This window comes from Frondihabitans sp. 762G35 (assembly GCF_002074055.1).
In the GTDB taxonomy this organism is placed as follows: domain Bacteria; phylum Actinomycetota; class Actinomycetes; order Actinomycetales; family Microbacteriaceae; genus Frondihabitans.
The window spans coordinates 2490359-2511305 of sequence record NZ_CP014619.1; the positions used below are offsets into that span (position 1 = coordinate 2490359).

Genomic DNA, 20947 nt, shown 5'->3' on the forward strand with positions numbered 1-20947 from the left:
CGCGCTACCATCAGGCGTGAGCGCTCGTCAGCCGTTTCTGACCGCCCTGACGGCTCTCGCATCGGCCTCGGGGCCGTCCGACGACCTGTGCGGTCCGTTCCTCCTGGCGTTGCCCATCCGAGGCGCCGCACTGTCCACACTCGGCGATCCCCTGGGCAGCGCCACGGTGTGCTCCTCCGACCCTCGGGCGGCCGAGCTGGACGAGATCCAGCTCGACCTCGGGGAAGGACCGTGCTGGGACGCCCTGGCGACGGACTCCCCCATCCTGCTGTCGGACATCCAGACGTCCGCCGACGACCGCTGGACCTTCGCGTCCCCGGCCCTCCGCGAGACGGGACTCGAGGCGGTCTTCGCGTTCCCGCTCCGGTACGGGCGGCTCGGCCTCGGTGCGGTCGACCTCTACTCCGACGATCCGGTGCCGCTGAGCGACGACGACGTGGCCGACGCGGCCACCCTCGCCGGGGTCGCGGCCCGCCAGGTCCTCCAGCGGGCGCTGCAGCGGCTCGACACGGTCGGCCAGGAGGCGGGAGCGGAGGGCGAGGACGCCGTCGACGGATTCGCCCGACGGGAGATCCACCAGGCGACCGGCATGGTCTCGGCCCAGCTCGACATCTCGGTGCAGGATGCCCTGCTCGTCCTGCGCGGACACGCCTACGCCACCTCGGCCACCCTCCGCGAGGTCGCGGCCGACGTCGTGGCGCGGCGGCTCGACCTCGGCGACTGAGGCGCGGCGAGACCGACCGTGCGACGACAACGGCGAGAACCCGCCCCGCCACCGCCGCGACCAGCCTCTTAGGATGGGCGCATGACGGACACGACGCGAGAAACCGAGCTGCTCGAGACGTTCGTCACGATGGCGGACTCTCTCGTGGTCGGCTTCGACATCCTCGATCTCCTCCAGACGCTGGTGGAGAAGACGACGAAGCTGTTCGACGCGGCCGACGCGGGCATCATCCTCGCCAACACGCGCGGCGAGCTCGAGGTCATCGCCTCCACCAGCGAACGCAGCCGCCTGATCGGCCTGCTGCAGCTCGGGTCGGGCGCCGGTCCGTGCCTGGAGGCGTTCCAGACGGGCAGGGTCGTGTCGGCGACGTCCGTCGACCAGATGACGTCGAGGTGGTCGGTCTTCGCCGACGCCGCGCAGGAGTCCGGCTACCGCTCGGTCCACGCCATCCCGCTCCGGCTCCGCACCACGTCGCTCGGATCGCTCAACCTCTTCCGCGAGACCGAGGGCGTGCTCAACGAGTCCGACGCCGCGGCCGCGCAGGCTCTCGCGGACGTCGCGACCATCAGCCTCCTGCAGGAGCGCACGCTCCGCGAGACCGATGTCGCCCGCGCGCAGCTGCAGCGCGCCCTCGACAGCCGCGTGGTGATCGAACAGGCCAAGGGCGTCATCTCGCAGCAGCATGGGATCGACATGGACGAGGCCTTCCGCCGGATCCGCGAGCACGCTCGGGCCTCGCGGACGCGCCTGGTGATCGTCGCGCAGGAGATCGTGGCGAGGCAGCTCACCCTCTGACCGGGCGCACGGCGACCGCACGGCAGCACTCGACCGCCCCGCAGCACCCGGCCCGCACGCCACGCCGTCGCACCTCGCCCCGTTGCACACCACCGCGTCTCGCCGTACCGTTGAGACGGCTCCCCTGCCCCCGGCGCCCCCGCTCGACCGATCCGTTTCCCCGCGGTCAGCGCGCGACGACAGCGCCCCGACGGCCCGACGGAGGAATCCATGATCGTCCCCACCGACCCTCCCGACCTCACGTCGATCGAGCCCGTCGAGCCGATGCCGAGCCTCGACGGCGACGACTACCTCGACTGACGAGGGCACCCCCGGTCCCCGCACCACCCGGCACTCCCGCACCCCGGCGGACCCGGCACCCCCGACCGACGGGCGCCGCAGGGCCCTAGGGTGGAACCATGAGCACCGCTGCCGCCGACACCCGCGCGGGGTCGGGGGTCCTCGGTCGCGGCTATCTCCTCACGACCATCGGCATGTGCGCGCTGATCGCCATCGCCGCGTTCGAATCGCTGGCCGTCACGACCGTGATGCCCACCGTCTCCCGCGAACTCGACGGCCGGTCCCTCTACTCGCTGGCGTTCGCCGCCCCCCTCGCCTCCAGCCTCGTGGGGATGGTCATCGCCGGGAACTGGGCCGATCGGAGCGGCCCCCGCATCGTGGTCGTCGTGACGATGGTCTTCTTCGGCGCGGGGCTCCTCGTGGTCGGGACGGCGCCGTCGATGACGGTCTTCCTGCTCGGTCGGCTCCTGCAGGGGCTGGGGTCGGGCGGTGTGATCGTCGGCCTCTACGTCATGGTGTCGCGCGTCTATCCGCCTGCGCTCCACCCCTCGGTCTTCGCCGGTTTCGCGGCGGCGTGGGTCATCCCCGGGCTCGTCGGGCCGGTCGTGGCCGGCCGGGTGACCGAGACGGTCGGCTGGCACTGGGTCTTCCTCGGAGCGCTGATCGCGTGCGTGCCCATCTTGGCCATGGTCGCGCCGAGCCTGGCGAAGCTCCGACCGGGCCCCGTCGACCAGGACGCACCCCGAGTCCCGTGGGACCTCGGCCGCATCGCCTGGTCGGTGGGGGCTGCCGCGGCCGTGGTCGCGCTCAACCTCCTCTCCGAGCTGTCCCCGGGCGTGTCGGCGGTCGTGATCGTCGCGGCCGTCGTGCTCCTCGCGTTCGCCCTGCGACCGCTGGTGCCGCGCGGCACCTTCCGGGCGGCGAGCGGGGTGCCGACGCTGGTGCTCCTGCGCGGTCTCGTCAGCGGCGCCTTCACGGCCGGCGACGTCTACATCCCCTTCCTGTTCACGGCGCAGTACGGCTTCTCACCCGCAGCCTCGGGCGTGACCCTGACCCTCGGCGCGGTCAGCTGGGCGCTGGCGAGCTGGATCCAGGGCCGCCTCGGCGGGCGCGTCTCGCAACTGGCCGGGATCCGGGCCGGCGTCGTCATGGTGCTTGTCGGAGTGCTGGCGGCGGTCGCGACGGCGCTGTTCCACCTGCATCCTGCGGTGATCATCGTGGGCTGGACGATCACCGGCTTCGGAATGGGCTTCATGTACCCGCGCTTCTCCGTCCTGACGCTGCGCTGGTCGGACGACGACGAGCGGGGCTTCAACAGCTCGGCGCTGACGATCTCGGAGGCCGCCAGCAACGCGGTCGTCCTCGCGCTGACGGGCATCGCGCTCGGGGTCCTCGGCGGGGCGGCCTCGTCGGGCTCGTTCGTCGCCTGCTTCGCCGTCGGGGCGGCAGCAGCACTCGTCGCTCTCGTCGTCAGCCGGCGGGCCGTCCCGCGCGGGACCGCGCGCGCCTGACCACAGCGACCCGCGCCGCCGCCGCGCGACCCGCCGCGAGACGGGGTCACGGGCAGGCAGACGGGCTCCCGGGGAGGACAACCCGACGGCTCCGGTAGGAACCCCGGCCTCACGCCCTCAGGCCGCGCGCCAGTCGAGCGACCCCTGCATGCTCGACGGGTAGGCGGAGGCGATGCGGTCGACGGCCTCCCGGAGCGTCTCGGGGGCGCAGGCGAGGTTCAGGCGGGCGAATCCCCGGCCCTGGGAGCCGAAGGCGAGCCCGGAGTTGAGGGCGACGTACGCGTGCTCGCGGAGCGCGGTGGCCGGGTCGTCGCCCAGGCCGATCCCGCGGAAGTCGAGCCAGGCCAGGTAGCCGGCGCGCGGACGGTGGTACACGACTCCGGGGAGGTGCTCTTTCAGGAGCCGGTCGAGCAGTCGGTCGTTCGCGACGATCTTGGCGACGGCGTCGTCGAGCCAGTCGGTACAGGAGAGCGCGGCTCGATTGGCGTGGAGCCCGAGGATGCTCGTGCGACAGGCGACCTCGTCGTTGAAGCGGTCGAGGAGCGCCGCCGTACGCTCGTCTCCGGCCACGACGACGGAGCACTTCACGCCGGCGAGGTTCCAGCCCTTGCTCGCGGACGTGACGACCACCGATCGGGCTCCCGCCGCCTCGGCGATGGGCGCGAAGGGCGAGAAGACGGCGCCGGGGTGCGTCAGCGGTCCGTGGATCTCGTCGCTGATGACGAGCACGTCGTGGCGGGCCGCGAGCTCCGCGAGGGCCAGCAGGGTGTCGCGGTCGTGGACCAGTCCGAGCGGGTTGTGCGGGTTGCAGAGGAGGAACACGCCGACGCCCTCGGCGAAGGCACGCTCGAGGCCCTCCAGTTCGAGCGACCAGACGCCCCAGGTCTCCCGGAGCGGCACCTCGACGACAGCGGAGCGGGCCTCCTCGATCAGTTCGAAGAACGGCGGGTAGACGGGCGGGGTGATCGCGACGCGGCCGCCGTCGGGCAGCGCGAGGCGGAGTGTCTCGACGATGCCGACGCTGACGTCCGTGGCGATGTGCACGCGGGCGGGGTCGACCTGCCAGCCCCAGCGCGCCGAGGCGAACTCCGCGAAGGCGGGGGCGAGGGGGCCCGGGCCGTCGAGGTAGCCGAGGTCGGAGCTGCGGATCCGGGCGACGAGCTCATCGGCGATCGGCTGGGCGATGCCGTAGTCCATCTCCGCGACGAAGAGGGGCAGCACCTCCGGGGCGTAGCGCGTCCATTTGATCGAGGTGCGCTCCCCGCGGATGCTCTCGACCTCGTCGCTCGTGAACTCGGACATGAGACGACGATGCCGCCTTTCTCCGCCGAGCGCCACTCCCCGCCCGCGGTGTGACACCGCGTGACGACCGACGCCGCTCACCGTGTGACACCGCGTGACGCGGCACCGCCCGACCCAACGCCCTCCCACGGCTCAGCCCGCGTGCACCCGCGCCAGGAACTCCCGGGTCGCAGGATGCACGGGCGAGCCCAGCACCTGCTCCGGCGTCCCCTGCTCGGCGATCACGCCGCCGTGCAGGAAGATCACGCGGTCGGCGACCCGGCGGGCGAAGGACATCTCGTGCGTCGTCATGAGGATCGTGGATCCGGCCGCCTTGAGGTCGGCGACGAGATCGAGCACCTCGCCGACGAGCTGCGGGTCGAGCGCGCTCGTGATCTCGTCGAGGAGCAGCAGCTCGGGGTCGCTCGCGATGGCGCGGACGATCGCGACACGCTGCTGCTGCCCGCCGGAGAGCCGGTCGGGGAACGCGGCTGTCTTGTCGCCCAGGCCGATCCGCTCGAGCCACCGCCGGGCGGTCGCCTCCGCCTCGGCGCGGGGCGTGCGGTGCACCTTGCGCGCCGCGAGGGTGACGTTGTCGAGGACCGACAGGTGCGGGAACAGGTTGAACTGCTGGAAGACGACGCCGATCCGGGCCCGCACCGCATCGACCGGGAGGCGCGGATCGGTGATGTCCTCGCCCTGCAGCAGGATCCTGCCGTCGTCGATCTGCTCGAGGAGGTTGACCGACTTCAGCAGCGTCGACTTGCCGGAGCCGCTCGCCCCGATCACGACGACGCACTCGTGGCGGCGGATCTCCAGGTCGATGCCGCCGAGCACGACGGTGTCGCCGTAGTACTTGACCAGGTTCTCGACGCGGAGGACGGCGGGCCGGGGCTCCTGCGCTCCGCTGCCTGCCGCAGAGGACCCGCCCGTCGGAGTCGACCCGCCCGTCGGAGTGGACCCGCTCACACCGTGCCCCCGATCTGCTCGCGGAGCCGCGCTCGGGCCTCGAGCCAGTCGGTGAGGCGGATGAGCGGCAGGCTGATCACGACGAAGAGCAGACCCGCGACGACGTAGGGCGTGAAGTTGTACGACGACGCGACGTCGATCTGCGCGCTGCGGACCGCGTCGACCGCTCCGAGGATCGAGATGAGCCCGACGTCCTTCTGCATCGAGACGAAGTCGTTCACGAGCGCCGGAGTCACCTTCCGCACGCCCTGGGGCAGGACGATCAGCCGCAGCGTCTGCGCGTGGCTGAGGCCGAGCGAGCGGGCGGCCAGCCGCTGCGAGGGGTGCACGGCCTCCATCCCGGCGCGCAGCACCTCGGACACGTACGCCGAGTAGGTGAGGATCAGCGCGAGCGTGCCCCAGACCTCGGCGGGAACGCGCGGGAAGACGCCGAGTCCCGGCACGCCGAAGCCGACGAGGTAGAGCACGATGATGACCGGAAGACCTCGGAAGAGATCGGTGTAGGCGGCCGCGAGGAGCCGGAGCGGCGCGAAGACGGCGCCCCGGAGCGTCCGCACGACGGCGAGGAGCGTCGCGAACACGGCGACGCCGATCCCCGCGAAGAAGAGCACGCGGACGTTCAGCCAGAGCCCGACGAGGACGTCGGGGAACACCGTGACGGCCGTCTTCGGATCGAAGAACGACTGCTGCACGGCCGCCCAGCCGGGCGTGTTGACGACCGTCAGCCACACTACGACCGCGACGACGAGCGTGCTGGCGACGCTCACGAGGGCCGACCGCCGGGAGCGCGAGCGACGGTACGCGCGGCGCTCGAGTTCGATCGCGCTGGGGCTCAGCGACGAGGCCGCGGGGGCAGGAGCGGGGGTGGGCCGGATCGAGGTCACGCTTCGGGCTGTGTCACTTCAGGACGGGCACGTCGACGCTGGTCGACAGCCACTTCTTCGTGAGCGCCTCGAGGTCGCCGTCGGCGCGGACGGCGTCGACCGCCGCCGAGACCTTCGTCGTCAGAGCGGAGCCCTTCGGCAGGACGAAGGCGAACTGGTCGCCCCCCGCGGTGTCGGGGAACTGGCCGATCACCTTGCCGCCGTCGAGCTCGGCGCCGGCGAGGTAGAACGCGGTCGGGAGGTCGACGGCGAGCGCGTCCACCTGCCCGCTCTTGAGCGCCAGGACGGCGTCGTCGTTCGAGTTGAAGATCTTGGGGGTGACCCCCACGTCTTTCTTGACGACGTCGAGGCTCGTGGTTCCGGCGGCGACCCCGAGGGTGAGCTTCTTGAGCCCGGCGATCGTGGTGACTCCGATGGCGGACGACTTCGCGTCGGTGACGATCGCCTGCGTGGTCGTGTAGTACGGCGACGAGAAGTCGACGGCCTTCTTGCGGTCGGTCGTGACGCTGAACTGCTGGAGGTTGACGTCGAAGTCCTTCGGGCCGGGCGCGATGGCGGCGTCGAAGGTGGTGCGCGTCCACACGACGTCCTCCTTGGCGAAGCCCAGCTTCGCGGCGACGGCGTACGCGACGGCCGCTTCGAAGCCCTGGCCCGACTGCGGCTTGTCGTCGATCACCCACGGCGAATAGGCGGGCTGGCCCGTGGCCACCGTGAACTTGCCCGGCGTGACGGTGTCGAGGCCGCCCGACGACGACGAGGCGGCGGGCGCGGCGGAGCTGCAGGCGCTGAGCGCGAGCAGGGCCGCGGCGGCGGCGAGCGCAGCGGCGGTGCGCAGGATGCGGGGGCGGGGCAGCGACACGGGAGCACCTTCCAGGGGAGTGGACCCTTGGATCCTAGGAGACCGGCGCACCGGTCGCGAACCCGGCCGCAATGTGACGCCGCGAGTCGGCGGGATTCGCGACCCCGCCCTCGCCCCGGCACGCTGGAAGGCAACCGAAGCCATCGCCGATCCGCCGCCACCGCGGATCCGCAGCCACCACAGAACCGCAGCCACCGGGCCGCCACCGAGCGGCCACCGGGCCGCCACCGACGAAAGGGACACACCCATGTCCACCACCACCCCGGGCGGAACCGCGCCCCAGCTCCCGCCCCGCGCGACGAACCGTCGCCCCCTCGTCATCGGGATCGTCGTCGCCGTCGTGATCATCGCCGTCGTCGCGGTGTTCCTCGTCGTCAACCGCAGCTCCGCCTCCACCGCCCAGGGCGCGGGCAAGACCGTCTCGATCGGCGTCGCCGACGCGTCGGAGCCCTACTGGAAGACGTACCAGGCCCTCGCGAAGGAGAAGCTCGGCGTGACGGTCAAGCTCGTCAACTTCTCCGACTACAGCCAGCCGAACCCGGCGCTCAGCCAGGGCCAGACCGACCTCAACGAGTTCCAGCACATCCAGTACCTGGCCAACTACAACGTCACCTCGAGCGACGACCTGCAGCCGATCGGCGCCACCGCCGTCTACCCGCTCCCCCTCTACTCGACGAAGTACAAGGAGGCGTCGGCCCTCCCCGAGGGCGCCAAGGTCGCCGTTCCGAACGACGCCGTCAACGAGGCGCGCGGGCTCCTGGTCCTCCAGTCGGCCGGTCTCCTGAAGCTGAAGGACGGCGGCACCGCCTTCTCGACGGTGACCGACATCGTCAGCGAGAAGATCGCCGTCACGACGCTCGACGCCTCACAGACGGCCGGGGCCCTTCAGGCCGGCTCGGTCGACGCCGCGATCGTCAACCAGAACTACGCCACCCAGGCGGGCCTCGCGAAGACCGACGCGATCTTCAAGGACGACCCCGCGTCGTCGAGCGCCGCCCCCTACGTCAACGTCTTCGTGGCCCAGAAGAAGGACGCCACGAACGAGCTCTACCTGAAGCTCGCCGACCTCTACCACACCGCCAGCGTCGAGAAGGGCGTGCAGGAGGCCAACGCCGGCACCGCGGTCTTCCGGAGCACCTCGGCCGCCGACCTCCAGAAGGAGCTCGCCACCGTCGAGGCGGACGCCAAGGCGGCCGCGAAGTAGTGGCGGAGAAGCCCGCCCTCGTCCGTCTGGACGGCGTCACCAAGGCGTACGACACCCCGGCCGGGCGCCGGGTGGCCGTCGACGACGTGACCCTGGAGGTCCGGGAGGGCGAGATCCTCGGTGTCATCGGCTACTCCGGCGCCGGGAAGTCGACCCTCGTGCGGCTCATCAACGCCCTGGAGCTCCCCACCTCCGGGCGCGTGTTCGTCGGCGACAGCGAGCTGACGGCGCTACCGGAGCGGAAGCTCCGCGAGGTGCGCCAGGGCATCGGCATGATCTTCCAGCAGTTCAACCTGTTCCGCTCCCGGACGGTGGCCGGGAACGTCGCCTACCCGCTGCGGGTCGCCGGCGTGCCGAAGGCCGAGCGGGACGCGCGGACGGCCGAGCTGCTCGACTTCGTCGGGCTGCTCGACCGGGCGCACAGCTACCCGGAGCAGCTGTCGGGGGGCCAGAAGCAGCGCGTCGGGATCGCGCGGGCGCTCGCGACCAGCCCGCGGCTCCTGCTGGCCGACGAGGCCACGAGTGCCCTCGACCCGGAGACCACCGGCGACGTGCTGGCCCTGCTCCGCCGCGTCAACCGCGACCTCGGTGTGACCGTCGTCGTCATCACGCACGAGATGGACGCGATCCGGGCCATCGCCGACCGCGTGGCCGTCATGGACGAGGGGCGCGTCGTCGAGCACGGCCCCGTCTACGACGTCTTCTCGAAGCCGTCGACCGCGGCGGCGGGCCGGTTCGTGCGGTCGGTCCTGCAGGATCGGCCCTCCCGCGACACCGTGGATCGCCTGCGCCGGTCCCACAACGGCCGCATCGCCACGATCCAGGTCGCGGAGATCAAGGGCTTCATCGGGGTCCTGTCCGAGATCTTCACCCGCCACGGCGTCACGACGGAGCTCGTCTTCGGCGGCATCAGCGAGCTGCAGGAGCGGCCCATCGGCGCCCTGACCTACGAGCTCACGGGGCCCGACGACCGCATCGACAGCGCCCTCGCCGACCTCACCGCCCGATCGATCACCTGGACCGAGGAGCACTGAGATGGACTTCTTCCTGAGCAACGTCGACGTGTTCGTCCGGGCCATCTTCGAGACGCTCTTCATGGTCTTCGTCTCGATGATCGCGGCCGGGATCCTCGGGCTCGCCCTGGGCATCGGGCTCTACGTCACCCGGCCGGGCAACCTCCTGTCGAACCGCGGGCTGTTCACGACGCTCAACGTCGTCGTCAACATCATCCGGCCGATCCCGTTCGTGATCTTCCTCGCGGCCATCCAGCCGCTCACCAGCTCGGTGATCGGCACCACCATCGGCCCGAGCGCCGCGGCGTTCGCCCTCTCGCTGGCGGCCGCGTTCGCCGTCTCGCGCATCGTGGAGCAGAGCCTCGTGGGAGTCGACCCGGGGGTCATCGAGGCGGCCCGCGCGGTCGGGGCGAGCCCCGTGCGGATCATCTTCACGGTCTTGATCCCCGAGGGACTCGGGCCGCTGATCCTGGGTTACTCGTTCATCTTCGTCGGCATCGTCGACATGTCCGCCCAGGCGGGCATCATCGGCGGCGGCGGCCTCGGCGACTTCGCCATCGCGTACGGCTCGCAGCGCTACAACTACACGGTGGTCTACATCACGGTCGCCGTCATCGTGGTGCTGGTGCAGCTCGGGCAGTTCTTCGGCAACTACCTGGCGCGCAAGGCGCTGCGCCGCTGAGTCGCGGGGTCGAACTCCGCCGCAGGGACGACCCCGTCTCCCTCTCCGGAGGGGCGACGGGTCGTCCTTCGTCTCCGTACCGTGAGGGCATGACCGCGATCCCGACGAAGACGACGACGCCCCGCTGGTACTCGGAGACTCCGCGGGGCGCCCTGCGGGCGATCGTGGTCGTCCTCGTCGGAAGCGCCCTGATCGGCGGGCTGACCAGCCCGGCCCAGCAGTACCTGCCCGAGGCCGTCCGCTCCCTCGCGAACTCCGCCGGGGGGTGGAGCATGTTCGCGTTCCTCCTCGTCTGGGCGTCGCGGGCCCGACCGCTGCTGGGCGCCGTCCTCGGGGCGGTCTCCTTCCTGCTGATGGTGGAGGCCTACGGCGTCGTCAGCCTCTGGCGCGGTTTCTTCTTCGCCGAGCCGTTCTCCTCCTCCTGGACGCCCATCGCGCTGGTCGCCGGCCCGGTGTTCGGTCTCGCGGCGGCGTTCGTCCGGCACTCCGACCATCGGTGGCTGCGGGTCGCGGGCGTCGCGGTGCTGAGCCTCGCGCTCGTCGCCGAGGCGGCCTTCGGCCTGACGGTGGTCCGCGACACGACGAGCCCCGTCTACTGGCTCCTGGAGCTCGCCGCCGCGATCGCCTTCGTCGCCCTGGCTCTCCTCCGCCCTCGTCCCTAGCCCGTAGCCCGCTCCCGCTCCCGCGCCCGCGCCCGCGAGTGGACAGGTGTCGACGCTCCCGGGCGCAGAAACGTCACCAAGTGTCCACTCGGGGTGGGGGGGTGGGGCGCGGGAGCCGCGCGGGCCGTGGCCGGGGCTCCTGCGCCCCGCGCGAGTGGACAGGTGCCGACGCTCCCCGGCGCAGAAACGTCGCTGAGCGTCCACTCGGGGTGGGGGTGGGGGGTGGGGCGCCGGAGCCGCGCGGGCCGTGGCCGTGGCTCCTGCGCCCCGCGCGAGTGGACAGGTGTCGACGCTCCCGGGCGCGGAAACGTCGACGAACGTCCACTCGCGGTGGGGGTGCCGGAGCCGAGGGCGCGAGTGGACAGGTGTCGACGGTCCGGGGCGTGGAGACGTCGACGAGCGTCCACTCGGGGAGGGGGACGGCGGGGGCGGGGACGGGGCGAGGCGGGGGGGTCGCGTCAGGAGGCGAAGCCGTCGGAGAGCACGGGCTCGCCCGCGCGCTGCCGCTCCAGGAAGAGCACGATCGACGCGGCCACGGTCCGGCGGGAGTCGCCGTTCAGCACGCGGTGGTCGCCCCGCTGCACCACGCGCACGGCGCCGAAGGGGAGCTGCGTCGCCCAGCTCGCCGCGTCCGCGACGTCGGTGACGTCGTCGGTGTTCCCGTGGAAGACGAGGCTGGGCAGGAGGATCGTGCGCGGCTGGGGCAGGACCACCCCGTCGGGCAGGCGCCCGCCGGCACCCACGCCGGCACGACCGCCGGCACCAACGCCAGCACCTCCGACCGCACCACCGCGCAGCCCGCCGACGACGGCCGCGTCCGCGGCGCGCGACGCCGACGTGACGAGCCCGGCCAGCACGAGCGCCACGAGTCCCACCGGTCGCGCCGCCGCGATCTGTGCGGCGAGGGTGGCTCCGACGTCCGATCCGACGAGGACGTGGGGGTGCCTCGTCGTGGTGCTCGACACGGCCCGCAGCACGCCGATCCGCGCGGACTCCGGGTCGAGCGAGACGTCGTCGAAGGCCTCCACGCGGAACCCCGCGAGGGTGAGCTGGTCGATCAGGAGGCCGAAGTCGGCGGCCGACTCCCCCGATCCTGCGAGCAGGACGACGGTGCCGCGCTCCTCCCCGCGCGGTCGACCGACGTGGTCGGGCAGCGAGCCGGTGCGGAGAAAGGTCACCCCCCGATCCTGCGACCTCGACGGCCGCCGGGAAAGGTCGTGACGCTTCGTGACCCCGCGGGTCGGAATGTGTCGCGCCGGGTCACTGCCAGTGCAGCGAGTCGCCCATCGTCCCGGGGGTGTCGAGGCGCGCGAGGTCGAGGGCGACCCCCTCCGGCGAGAGCGCCAGGGCGGTCACCGACAGCGAGGCGTAGTGGTGCCCGTCGATGACGTCGCTACGGAACAGCGCCTCGTCGTCGTCCGTCGACAGGGCCGACGAGCGTCGGAGCACCTCGAGCCAGCCGTCCCAGGTGCCCGAGTCGATGCCCCCGGCGGGCCGGGTCGCCTCGCGGAACTCGGGTCGCCAGCGCGTCTCCCGGGGCACCGAGGCCACGTCGGGCCCCTCGTGCGTGATCACGTGCACGCCGGGCGGGAGCTCCGTCGTGACGAGGTCGGTGCCGTCCCAGGTGGTGAAGCGCACCCCGTCGACGTCGGCGTCGACCAGGTTGAAGGTCCGGGTCGCAGGATGCTCGGGGAGAGGCCCCGCGGAGGTCACCGCGTCGAGCGGCAGGACCCCGCGCGACACGTAGCCTCCGAACGGCACGGGGACGTCCTCGTGCCGGTTGAGCACGACCGACGCGCGACTCGGGTGGAGGTTCGTCGCGAGCCACGCTCCCCCGGCCTCGCGGTCGTGGACGCCGACGACGTCCGGGCCGCGGTCGGGCCACCAGGCGGCGGGGGGATCCCACGGGCGGTCGACCGCCTCGTCGCGGAGCCCCAGGAGGACGACGGGCCAGCGGGCGCTGGGGTCGAAACTGACGATCACGGTGCACACGAAGGCCAGGATAGAGGGGCGGAGCCGAACCCTTCGCAGGAACGGACGGCATCACCGTGGGCGATCGACTCAACATCGTGGTCGGGATCACCGGCGGCATCGCCGCCTACAAGGCGGCCACCGTGGTGCGGCTCCTCGTGAAGGCCGGGCACGACGTGCACGTCGTGCCGACCGAGAGCGCGCTGCGGTTCGTCGGGGCCCCGACGCTGGAGGCCCTCAGTCGCAACCCCGTGACGACGTCGATCTTCGACGACGTGGCCGCGGTGCGCCACGTCGCACTCGGCCAGGCGGCCGATCTCGTCGTCATCGCGCCGGCGACCGCCAACTCCCTCGCCAAGCTCGCCGCCGGGATGGCGGACGACCTGCTCGGCACCACCGTCCTGGCCTCCCGGGCACCGCTCGTCGTGGCACCGGCGATGCACACCGAGATGTGGTCGAACCCGGCCACGGTGGCGAACGTCGCGACGCTCCGCTCCCGCGGGGTGGTCGTCGTGGGCCCCGCGTCGGGCGAGCTCACCGGCGGCGACAGAGGCCCGGGGCGTCTGAGCGAGCCGGAGGAGATCGTCGCGGCCGCCCTCGCCGCCGTCGTCCCCGCCCGGGGCGACCTGCCCGGCCGAGACCTTGCCGGCCACGACCTGCCCGGCCGAGACCTGGCCGGGCGGCACGTCGTCGTCACGGCGGGCGGCACGCGGGAGCCGCTCGACCCGGTGCGATTCCTCGGCAACCGGTCGAGCGGGCGCCAGGGTGTGGCGCTCGCGAGGGCAGCGGCCGACCGCGGCGCGCGCGTGACCCTCGTCGCCGCCCACCTCGACGCCGACGTCGCGCAGCAGGCGCCCGGCACGGGTATCACCGTCGTCGAGGCGTCGACGACGAGGTCGCTGCAGGAGGCGGTGACCGCGGCCGCACGCGACGCCGACGTGGTCGTGATGGCCGCCGCTGTCGCCGACTACCGGCCCGAGCGGGTCGCCGACGCGAAGATCAAGAAGGCGGGCGACGGGGCCGACCTGACGCTCCGGCTCGTCGAGAACCCGGACGTCCTCCGCGGGCTCGTCGAGACGCGGCGCCCCGGGCAGATCGTCGTCGGCTTCGCGGCGGAGACCGCCGAGTCGCGCGACGAACTTCTCGCGCTCGGCCGCGCGAAGGCCGAGCGGAAGGGCGCCGACCTCCTCGTGCTGAACACCGTGGGCTGGTCCGCGGGCTTCGGCACCGCGGACAACGACGTCGTCGTGCTCGACGCCTCGGGCACCGAGGTCGCTGCCGCCCGCGGTTCGAAGCGCGAGGTCGCCGAGGCCGTCCTCGACGAGATCGTCGGCCGCCTCCTGCGCTGAGGCACGCTAGAGCCAGGCCTCCGCGAGCAGCTCGTACGACCGCACCCGGTCGGCGTGCGCGTGCGCGAGGGTCGTGACGAGGAGTTCGTCCGCACCGGTGACGCGCTGCAGGGTCTCGAGGCGCTCGACGACGGTGGTGGCGGAGCCGACGAAGCGGGTGTCGACGCGGTCGCGCACGTTCTCCTCGGCGGCGGCGTCGAGTGGCGCCGCGAGCGCCTCCTCGGGCGACGGGTAGGCGATCGTGCCCTCGCCGGTGCGGATCGAGCGCACCCACTGCGGGAACCCCAGCCCGAGCCGAGCCGCCTCGGCGTCCGTCCCGGCGACGAGCGCATCGGCGGACACGATCACGTGGGGCCGGGGCAGCACGCCCGGGACGAACGCCGTCCGGTAGGCGGCGACCGCGTCGAGCACGCTCGTCGGGGTCGAGTGGTAGTTCGCGCCGAAGGGCAGGCCGAGCCGCCCCGCGAGCCGGGCGCTCTCCCCGCCGCTCGAGCCGTGGATCCAGACCTCCGCCCCGCTCCCCTCGGCGGGCAGGATGGGGACGATGTCGCCGGCGGGCCCGCGGAAGGTCCCGTCGAGGGCCCGCAGGATGCCCGTCACGACCTCCTCGAACGGGACGCTCGTCCCCCGGTCCACCAGTTCGGCGAGCAGGCCGAAGCGCCCGCGCGAGGGCGAGACGCGCACCGGCTGCGGCAGGAGGAGCCCGTCGACGACGCGCGCCGCCGGCGGGGACGGGAGCGCGGCCGGCGGGGACGCGGCCGAGGCCGTTCCGGCCGACGTGACGGACCGCCCCAGTCCGAGGTCGACGCGACCGTCGAACAGCGAGGCGACGAGACCCGCCGCCTCGGCGAGCTGCAGCCCGGCGTGGTGGCCGGACAGGACCGCGGCGGTTCCCACGCGGATCCTGCTGGTCTCGCGCGCGAGGAGGCCGAGGAACGCCAGCGGCGCCGAGCCGGCGAGGCCCGGGTTGAGGTGGTGCTCGGCCAGCCAGAAGCGCCGGTAGCCGAGCTCCTCGGCGCGTCTCGCGAGGTCGAGGGAGTCGCGGAGCGCTTCGGTCGCCGTCCGCCCGGTCGACACGGGGGTGAGATCGAGCACGGAGAGGGGCACGCGCGGGGTCATGCCACCAGCCTGCCCCGGCCGGGGCCCGCGCGCACGCCGCGTGACCCCGCGAGACGTGCATCCGGGCCCGGCGGACGGCTTAGTCTTTTCGGATGGTCACCGTCGTTCTGCCCTGGCGTCCCCAGCCCTCCCGCCTCGAGGCCTTCGAGGCCGTCAGCGCGTGGTACCGCGAGGCGCTGCCCGACGCCGAGGTCGTGACGGTCGACTCCGACGACGACGTCTTCAACCTGGCGCGCTGCCGCAACCTGGGGATCCGGCGGATCGACGACCCGTCGGAGGTCGTGGTCATCGGCGACGCCGACACCGTGCCCCAGCGCGCGGCCCTCGTCGAGGCGATCGACGCGGCCCGCGACTCCGACCTGGTGCACCTGCCGTACACGCGGTACCACTGGCTCGGCCGGGAGGGCACGGCGTCCTACCTCGCCGGGGTCGCCCCGGAGGAGTGCGCGTACGAGCTCGTCCGCGGCGCCTGCTCGGGCGTCTACGTGACGACTCCCCGCACCTGGTGGAAGCACGGCGGCCAGGACGAGCGCTTCCGAGGCTGGGGCTTCGAGGACGCCGCCTGGTACGTCGCCCACGAGACGCTGCTCGGCGAGCCGCCGAGGCGCCACGAGGGGATCGTCTTCGCGCTCCACCACGAGACGCAGCTCCGCGAGGGGCCGCAGTACGACGCGAACGCCGCGCTGATGCAGCGCTACCGCGACGCGTCGGTCGACCGCGACGCCATGGAACGCTTCGTGTTCGGCGACGACTCAGCGGCGCGGAACGACGTCACCGCCTCGTAGGCGCGCTCCCGGCCCGGGACCCTCCGTAACGACTCCCCCAGGGCGTCGAGCCGACGGGTCGACTCCGGGTCGCGGTCGAGCACGCGCCGGAGGGCGTCGGCGAGGTCGTCGACGGTCGCCTCGTTCGGCGCGAGGGCGATGCCCGTGCCCGCGCTCTCGAGCGCCGCGGCTCCGGCGAACTGGTCGGTCGAGAACGGCAGGACGACGACGGGCACTCCGTACGTCGTCGCCTCGGTGACGCTGTTGTTGCCGCCGTGGGTGACCGCGGCTGCGGCGGAGCCGAGCAGGCGCACCTGCGGCAGGAACTCCCGCACGAGCCACGACTCCGGGATCTCGCCCAGGTCGGCGCGGTCGGCGGAGCCCGAGGCGATGGCGGCGCGCACGCCCACGAGGCGCAGGGCTTCCACGACCTTCGCCACGACGTCGGAGCGGACGGACAGGAAGCTGCCGAAGCTGACGTAGACGAACGGGGCGTCGGACGACCGGAGCCAGGCGTCGACCTCGGGGTCGGCGGGCTCGTCGCGCGCGGCCGAGCCGAGGAAGGCGTGCGGCGGGAGCAGCGCGACCCGGGCCGGGTCGGCGAGCTCCCCGGGGTAGTTGAGCAGGAGGAGGTCGCCGTGCTCCTCGAACGCGGACGTCGACGGCGGGGCATCGGGCGCCAGCTCGGCGAGCGCCGCGTTCCACTCGGCCGTGAAGGACGCGCTCACCCGGTCGCAGAGCTCGCGGAGGGCGTCGAGCTCGGCGGGATCGGGACGGAAGGCCTCGGGCCACGCCGGCGGGTAGCCGTAGACCTCGTCGCCCACGGGCAGCGCCGTCGGGTGCCCGAGGACCACGTCGGCGTAGGGGATGCGGGCGGCGGTGAGCGCGAGCCGGGCGCTGAAGGCGAGGTGGTCGACGATCACGTGGTCGGCCCCGACCTCCTCCACGACCCGGAGGACGGCCCGCGCGGTCTCGACCGGCTGCCACATCAGGTCGGTGAGCCGCTCGGCCGCCTGGTAGGCGAGCGTCGGCACCATCCCGCGCCGGGTCGCGTCGAAGAAGCCGCGCAGCGAGTCGTCCTCCCCCTCGGGCTGCTCCTCGGCGCGGATGACGCCGGGGTTCGACCCTCGGGCGAGCTGCAGGTGCGCCCGCTCGAAGCCGAACGAGCGGACGATCGAGTCGGTCGCCTCGCCCGTGGCCACGACCACGCGCTCCCCGCGGTCGCGCCAGGCCGTGCCCAGGGTGGCGAGCGGCAGGAGGTGCGAGGCGTAGTCCGGGCTGATGATGAGCAGCGTCATCGCTGGGCCACGCTCCGGTCGAGGTGCTCGACCTCGTCGCGGTGGACGCCCGCGTAGACGCCGGCCAGGGCCCCCGCCATCGCCTGGATCGTGAAGCTGCGCTCGACGGTGGCGCGGGAGCGTGCGGCACGGTCGTCGGACTCCTCCGACTGGGCCCGGTCGAACGCCTCCGCCATGGCGTCGCGCAGGGACTCGAGATCCCAGGTGCGCGTGGTGAAGCCGGTGTCGCCGTTCTCGACGTAGGTGGCCGGGCCGCCGCCGTCGGGGGCGACCACGATGAGCCCGGTGCCCATCGCCTCGAGGAGCGCGATGCCGAACTCCTCCTTGAGGCTGCCGCAGACGTAGATCCCGCGCGGGGCGTTGAGCCCCGGCATGCCGAAGCGGGCCGCTGCGACCCAGCGGGCGACGGTGTCGTTGGGCCGGTGGCCGGGCAGCAGGAGCCCCGCCTCGCGCTGTCCCGTCGCCCCGACGACCTCGGCCATCAGGTCGAGCTGCTCGCGCTCGTCGGTCGACGGGTGCCGGAGGTTGCCGCCGATCAGGAGGAGGTTCGCGCGGTCGCGGAGCGGGCCGCGGCCCCAGGCCTCGACGATGGTCGCCATGCCCTTCACGCGGTGGAACCGGCCGACGCTGACCACGAGCGGCAGCGACCGACGCTCCGCGGGGAGGGTCTCGAGCATCCTGCGGAGTTCGTCGAGGGGCTCGGTCGCCGGCCGGCCCGCCGCGTGGTCGGCCGCTTCGGTGACGGATCGGTCGACGACGCCGAGGTCGATCCCCTCGGGGACGATCGAGTGCCGTTCCGGGTGGGCCGTGATGTCGATGCCGACGAGCTCGCGCATGTCGGTCTCGAGGGTCGGGCGCGGGAACAGCACCGTGTGGGACGCGTTCGAGGCGAGCTGCTGCACCAGACGGGAGCGGAACCAGAAGTGCTCCTGCTCGTCGGTCTCGCCGAAGTTCCAGCGGGTGAGACGGCCCGAGAGGTCGAGGGACTGGATGACGGCGTGGGGGTCCGGAGCGACGGTGAAGACGACGGGGATGTCGAGCTCGCGCGCGACGTCGGCCGCGGCGAGGCTCCCGACGTCGGCCATGCGCAGGTGCAGGAGGTCGACGCCTCCGGCCGCCCGGAGCATCCGGCGGATGCCGCGGCGCGCCGCGACGCGGAGCGGCCAGGCGTTGGCGGACTGGACGGGCTCCGAGAGGAGCGGGATGCGGCCGTAGACGTGGCCGGCGTCGGCGGAGGCGATCTCCGCGACGCTCTCGAGCGCGCCCGCGACCGACCCGCGCGACATCGTGATGACCCGCTGGACGGTCGCGCCGTCGACGCCGGGCGTCCGCGCGAGCGCGTCGCCGAGGCGGACGAGGAGGGTGGCGATGCCGCCGTTGTCGCCCGATCCCGCCTGCGAGAGCTCCGCGTCGATGTCGGCGTGGAGGAAGAGCTGGGCGATCGTGAGGGCGTCCCCGCGGCGGACCGGGATGTCCTGCCGGGCCGAGAGGTCGACCACGGCGAGGCGGGCCACGTCGGCGAGGTGCGAGTCGCCCGCGGCGAGCTGCTCGAGGACCGCTGCGATCTCGGCGTCGCCCCGCCGCTGGCCGAGCGCCGAGACGGCGGCGATGCGGACCCGCTCGTCCTCCGCGCGGTCGCGGGCCACGGCGAGGAGCGGCCGGGTGGCGATCGCGCTGCGGACGAGACCGAGCGTCTCGACCAGGCGGTAGCGCGCGTCCGGGTCGAGGATCCCGAGGAGGGCCCCCTCGATGCCGACGGCGACGTGGCCGGGAGCGGAAGCCGACCACTGCTCGAGGGTGCGCTGGGCGACCATCGAGGCGAAGCCGCCGCTCGAGACGAGACCGATGAGGCGTCCCATCGTGTCGAAGCGCGGGAGCCGGGCGCCGAGCGCCTCGGCGGCGTGCTCGCGGAGGAACCCGCGGTCGCTGGAGAGCAGGTCGGAGAGCGCGACGTCGGCCTGGACGTCGAAGACCTCCGCGAGCGCGTGGGTGGCGGCGATGGCGGAGAGCTGGTCGTCGCCGGCGAACGCGGACTTGAGGACCCGGATCGTGCGCGCGCCGCCGTTCCGCCCCGCGTCGAAGGCGAGGTCGTCGGCGAGGCGCATCGAATCGACGAGACGATCGGCCTGCTGGACCGCATCGAGAGAGGTCTGGATTCCCATGGCGAGCGCCTTTCCGAACGGCCCGAAACGAGGCCTCGACGAAGCGCTCGGCCTCCGACTATAACCGGCCCCGGTGTCGACCGGCAGGGACGCCGGATCCGGTGTTCATCGGGGGTCTCCCGGGTCGGCTAACGTCGAGTGGTCCGGCGGAGCGTCGGCTCCATCCCACCCTCCCGGAGACCCCTGTGCGCGTAGTGACCATCGGCGACGTCGGCGTGCTCGACGACATGATCCACATCGGCGACGAAGCCATGTTCGAGGAGTTCGTCCGGCAGGTCCGCGAGCGCGGAGCGACCGCCGTCACGGGCGTCTCCGCGAACCCCGGGGAGACCGCCCGGCGCTACGGGATCGACGCGGTCCCGACCATCGGTTTCGCCCCGAAGCCGCTCGGCGATCGTCCCGGCCAGGAGGACCGGCTGCGCCGCGTCCTCGACGCGGCGGCCGGCGACCGCACGCGGCTCGGAGACGACGACCCGGCCTGGCGGGTCATCGACGCGATCCGCGACGCCGACGCGGTCGCCGTCTCGGGCGGCGGCAACATGGCTTCCAACTGGTCCCTCCACATCTTCGAGCGCGCGGCGATCGGCGCTCTGGCGTCTCTCTTCGGAAAGCCCCTCGTCGTCAGCGGCCAGACCATCGGCCCCGAGCTGTCGAGCGAGGACCGCGTCCTCGTCGGCGGCCTCCTCCGATCGGCGGCGCTCGTCGGCGTGCGCGAGCGCGCCTCGCTGGCCCTCGTGCAGGGTCTCGGCATCGACGCCGAGCGTCTGAGCGCGACCATCGACGACGCGAGCTTCCTGGGGCAGGAGCCGGCGGGCGCGGCCCGAGACGAGCATCCTGCGCGCCCCTACTGCGCCGTGTCGCTCTCCACGCACGTCGGCGACGCCGACCGCGACGCCTACGTCACGGGGGTCGCCGCCCTGCTCGACGCGATCGTCCGGGAGACCGGGCTCGAGATCGTCTTCCACGCGCACTTCGCCTCGCTCGACGCCTCGCTCGAACGCGGCGACTCCGTGATCCACCGCGACGTCGCGAGCAGGATGCAGAGCGCGGCCCCGCGCGTCGCCCCCACGTCGACGTCGCACGACTCCGCCCGGCTGGCGAAGAACGCCGACCTCGTCGTGTCGAGCCGCTACCACCCGGCCGTCTTCGCCGTCGCCGCCGGCGTCCCCACCGTCGGCATCGCCGTCGACGAGTACACGACCGTGAAACTCACCGGCGCTCTCGGCAACCTCGGCCAGAGCGGGGTGGTGTCGGGGGCCCAGGTCGTCGACGGTTCGGCGATCGTCCCGGCCCTCGCGGTGTGGCGGGAGCACGACGGCATCCGCGGGAGCCACGCGGCCGCGATCGACGGCATCCGCGCGGCCTCCGACGCGTGGTGGGGCCGCGTCGGGGCGGCGCTCCGGGGCTGACCCGAGCCGCCC

19 protein-coding genes are annotated in these 20947 nt (G+C 73.2%); 10 read left to right on the forward strand and 9 right to left on the reverse strand.

The window, feature by feature from the left end; translation table 11 throughout:
• Nucleotides 1–16: 16 nt before the first annotated feature.
• The 3 genes from AS850_RS11790 (at nt 17) to AS850_RS11800 (ending at nt 3309) form a co-directional block, all read left to right on the forward strand.
• Nucleotides 17–724 (forward strand): GAF and ANTAR domain-containing protein, encoded by a 708-nt coding sequence (locus AS850_RS11790; protein ID WP_236940699.1) that lies wholly within the window; start codon nt 17–19, stop codon nt 722–724.
• A gap of 81 nt (nt 725–805) precedes the next feature.
• The gene (locus AS850_RS11795; protein ID WP_119869300.1) at nt 806–1519 is read left to right on the forward strand and encodes a GAF and ANTAR domain-containing protein; all 714 of its coding nucleotides are present in this window, start codon (nt 806–808) and stop codon (nt 1517–1519) included.
• Nucleotides 1520–1917: 398 nt separating this feature from the next.
• On the forward strand, nt 1918–3309 hold the full coding sequence (locus tag AS850_RS11800; RefSeq protein WP_119869301.1) for an MFS transporter: 1392 nt from the start codon (nt 1918–1920) through the stop codon (nt 3307–3309).
• Between the two features lie 117 nt (nt 3310–3426).
• On the opposite strand, the gene AS850_RS11805 is transcribed toward AS850_RS11800, so the two are convergent.
• From AS850_RS11805 to AS850_RS11820, 4 genes are all read right to left on the reverse strand, one after another.
• Complete coding sequence (locus AS850_RS11805) at nt 3427–4611, reverse strand: MalY/PatB family protein (RefSeq protein ID WP_119869302.1); 1185 nt, start codon at nt 4609–4611, stop codon at nt 3427–3429.
• A gap of 132 nt (nt 4612–4743) precedes the next feature.
• On the reverse strand, nt 4744–5454 hold the full coding sequence (locus tag AS850_RS11810) for an amino acid ABC transporter ATP-binding protein (RefSeq protein WP_236940929.1): 711 nt from the start codon (nt 5452–5454) through the stop codon (nt 4744–4746).
• Nucleotides 5455–5555: 101 nt separating this feature from the next.
• On the reverse strand, nt 5556–6443 hold the full coding sequence (locus AS850_RS11815; protein ID WP_236940700.1) for an amino acid ABC transporter permease: 888 nt from the start codon (nt 6441–6443) through the stop codon (nt 5556–5558).
• Between the two features lie 13 nt (nt 6444–6456).
• Nucleotides 6457–7302, reverse strand: a complete 846-nt coding sequence (locus AS850_RS11820) for an ABC transporter substrate-binding protein (RefSeq protein WP_335589173.1) — start codon at nt 7300–7302, stop codon at nt 6457–6459.
• Nucleotides 7303–7549: 247 nt separating this feature from the next.
• Here AS850_RS11820 and AS850_RS11825 point away from each other — a divergent pair, with 247 nt between their 5' ends.
• The 4 genes from AS850_RS11825 (at nt 7550) to AS850_RS11840 (ending at nt 10863) form a co-directional block, all read left to right on the forward strand.
• Nucleotides 7550–8506 carry a MetQ/NlpA family ABC transporter substrate-binding protein gene (locus AS850_RS11825; RefSeq protein WP_119869305.1) on the forward strand — a complete coding sequence of 319 codons (957 nt, stop codon included), beginning with the start codon at nt 7550–7552 and terminating at the stop codon, nt 8504–8506.
• On the forward strand, nt 8506–9540 hold the full coding sequence (locus AS850_RS11830) for a methionine ABC transporter ATP-binding protein (protein WP_119869306.1): 1035 nt from the start codon (nt 8506–8508) through the stop codon (nt 9538–9540). Before AS850_RS11825 ends, AS850_RS11830 begins: the two co-directional genes overlap by 1 nt.
• A 1-nt stretch (nt 9541) precedes the next feature.
• Nucleotides 9542–10201 (forward strand): methionine ABC transporter permease, encoded by a 660-nt coding sequence (locus AS850_RS11835; RefSeq protein WP_119869307.1) that lies wholly within the window; start codon nt 9542–9544, stop codon nt 10199–10201.
• A gap of 89 nt (nt 10202–10290) precedes the next feature.
• A complete protein-coding gene (locus AS850_RS11840) occupies nt 10291–10863 on the forward strand; it encodes a DUF6518 family protein (protein ID WP_216819737.1) in 573 nt (190 codons plus the stop codon).
• 458 nt (nt 10864–11321) lie between these two features.
• Here AS850_RS11840 and AS850_RS11845 read toward each other — a convergent pair whose 3' ends face one another.
• Together AS850_RS11845 and AS850_RS11850 are read right to left on the reverse strand one after the other, a co-directional pair.
• Entirely contained in the window at nt 11322–12041 is a 720-nt protein-coding gene (locus AS850_RS11845; RefSeq protein WP_119869308.1) for an alpha/beta hydrolase, read from the reverse strand.
• An 82-nt stretch (nt 12042–12123) separates the two neighbouring features.
• Nucleotides 12124–12855: an NRDE family protein gene (locus AS850_RS11850; protein ID WP_164088444.1), complete on the reverse strand. Its 732-nt coding sequence runs from the start codon at nt 12853–12855 to the stop codon at nt 12124–12126.
• Between the two features lie 56 nt (nt 12856–12911).
• Between AS850_RS11850 and coaBC the strand changes: the two genes are divergently transcribed.
• Nucleotides 12912–14183: a bifunctional phosphopantothenoylcysteine decarboxylase/phosphopantothenate--cysteine ligase CoaBC gene (coaBC, locus tag AS850_RS11855; RefSeq protein ID WP_119869310.1), complete on the forward strand. Its 1272-nt coding sequence runs from the start codon at nt 12912–12914 to the stop codon at nt 14181–14183.
• Nucleotides 14184–14189: 6 nt separating this feature from the next.
• Here coaBC and AS850_RS11860 read toward each other — a convergent pair whose 3' ends face one another.
• The gene (locus AS850_RS11860; protein WP_119869311.1) at nt 14190–15302 is read right to left on the reverse strand and encodes an LLM class flavin-dependent oxidoreductase; all 1113 of its coding nucleotides are present in this window, start codon (nt 15300–15302) and stop codon (nt 14190–14192) included.
• 92 nt (nt 15303–15394) lie between these two features.
• Here AS850_RS11860 and AS850_RS11865 point away from each other — a divergent pair, with 92 nt between their 5' ends.
• Nucleotides 15395–16087: a hypothetical protein gene (locus tag AS850_RS11865; protein WP_119869312.1), complete on the forward strand. Its 693-nt coding sequence runs from the start codon at nt 15395–15397 to the stop codon at nt 16085–16087.
• Here the strand turns inward: AS850_RS11865 and AS850_RS11870 are convergent.
• Entirely contained in the window at nt 15997–17364 is a 1368-nt protein-coding gene (locus AS850_RS11870) for a nucleotide disphospho-sugar-binding domain-containing protein (protein ID WP_119869313.1), read from the reverse strand. The genes AS850_RS11865 and AS850_RS11870 overlap by 91 nt on opposite strands.
• Complete coding sequence (locus tag AS850_RS11875; RefSeq protein ID WP_119869314.1) at nt 17361–19526, reverse strand: glycosyltransferase; 2166 nt, start codon at nt 19524–19526, stop codon at nt 17361–17363. Before AS850_RS11875 ends, AS850_RS11870 begins: the two co-directional genes overlap by 4 nt.
• A 185-nt stretch (nt 19527–19711) precedes the next feature.
• Here AS850_RS11875 and AS850_RS11880 point away from each other — a divergent pair, with 185 nt between their 5' ends.
• A complete protein-coding gene (locus tag AS850_RS11880; RefSeq protein WP_123955498.1) occupies nt 19712–20935 on the forward strand; it encodes a polysaccharide pyruvyl transferase family protein in 1224 nt (407 codons plus the stop codon).
• Nucleotides 20936–20947: the final 12 nt, after the last annotated feature.